Origin of the sequence: Paenibacillus sp. AR247 (assembly GCF_002968895.1) — a bacterium.
Taxonomy (GTDB): Bacteria; Bacillota; Bacilli; order Paenibacillales; family Paenibacillaceae; genus Paenibacillus_AQ; species Paenibacillus_AQ favisporus.
The window spans coordinates 1,192,753-1,194,291 of record NZ_PCZT01000009.1 but is presented as its reverse complement, the minus strand read 5'-3'; the positions used below and the strand labels follow the sequence as shown (position 1 = coordinate 1,194,291).

Below are 1,539 nucleotides of genomic sequence, written 5' to 3'. Positions count from 1 at the left end.
AAATGGCCGGAATCGCAAGCGCTTCCAAGCTTTGCTAAGGTGAAGCATCTGGACGTTGCGGACGTTTATGACGCCCCAGGAGACGTCAAGATCATGCTGGCGACCCTGCAGGGCATCGTCAACCGAAACCAGCCTCGAATCTATTTGCTGGAGAGTCAGGAAGAAGGCAAAATGACTTGGCTGAACGATCTCAAGGTGCCTTATACGGTGCATGACGATCCTTGGGAACTGGTAAGCGATTTTAAAAAAGAAGTGAAGGGAATCATCGTCTACGATCCGAAAGTGCCGGACAGCATTAACGTGGCCACAACGCTTGCCGGGCTGAAGGATGCGGTGGTTGCCAGCCCTGAGCTCAGCGCCAAGCTGACAGCGGCTCCTTATGGCCTGAAAGTGCTCGATGATTTGCAGGGCAAGTTTAAGGATAAATTGGATGCCTACACCTGGCAGTACGAAAATTTGTGGAAGCAGACGACGCACCGGATGCTGATCGGGCTGAGCCCGGATACGTCAGTGAAGCTGCCTCCGGGACTCCCGCAGTCGTTCAAAGTGGTGGCTGAGGAGAAGACGCAGGAGCGGGATGCGAAGAACCGCAAGATCTACGACCTGGATTTGACGTCTTTCCTGGGTACGGATGCGGTATACCTCCGCTTTGAGGATGCGTTCCAGCAGGACGGATGGGGATCGGCCGTTCATGAAGTGACCGTGAAGGCTGATGGTCAGACGATCGCCCAGTTTGTGCCCGGAACCGATGACGAGAAGCCTTTCCTGTACGACGCCCAAGGCTCGCAGCTTTCCGCCGGCAGCGGCGGACACCGGTTCGCAGACAACGGGCGGTACTTTGTGTACGAATTTAAAGTACCTGCTGGCACGAAGTCGTTGACCGCTTCGGTGGACATGTGGAACCAATTCAAGGTGTATGCGGGCAACGAAGCACCGGCTTCATCGGAACAGAAAGAGCCGTACGGATATCTCCGCGATTATGCGGTCGCCAACAAGGCGATGGTATTCTGGCTTGGCACCAATACGCCTGAGCAAAAGGCATTGTTTGATAAGATCCTTGCCGATGTTCCTGCAGGAACACCATACCTCGGCTGGTTCAGCAACGATACCGAAGGCGAATTCAACGGAGTAGAGCTGTTGTCGAACCACAGCATCTACGTTCTTGCTGCCGACTGGTTCAGTAATCTGACCGTATTTTCCGGTACGGAGAACAAAGGCCAAGGGCCGCTTCCGTCCGACAAGGTCAAGACACCAAAGCTCGAAAATAAAATTTATGTGACGTACACCTTCAGCGAAGGCGACAACTTCCAGTACAACCAGCACCGGATGCGCAATTTGTGGGATGATCCGAACCGCGGCAAAGTGCCGATCAACTGGACGTCCAGTCCGATGCTGTACGACGGGGCACCGGCTATGCTGAACTACTACAGAAGCACGGCTACGGCGAACGACCAGCTGATCGCTGGACCTTCCGGCGGCGGGTACTTCTACCCGAACGCTTGGCCGGAGAAGACGCTGCCTGCATTCCTGAAGAAGACT

Annotated in this window: 1 protein-coding gene; it reads left to right on the top strand. The window is 54.8% G+C overall.

From position 1 onward, the window contains the following. Positions 1-1,539 (top strand): GxGYxYP domain-containing protein (locus CPT76_RS13630; protein WP_105443298.1); only part of this gene is annotated, 1,539 nt, incomplete at both ends.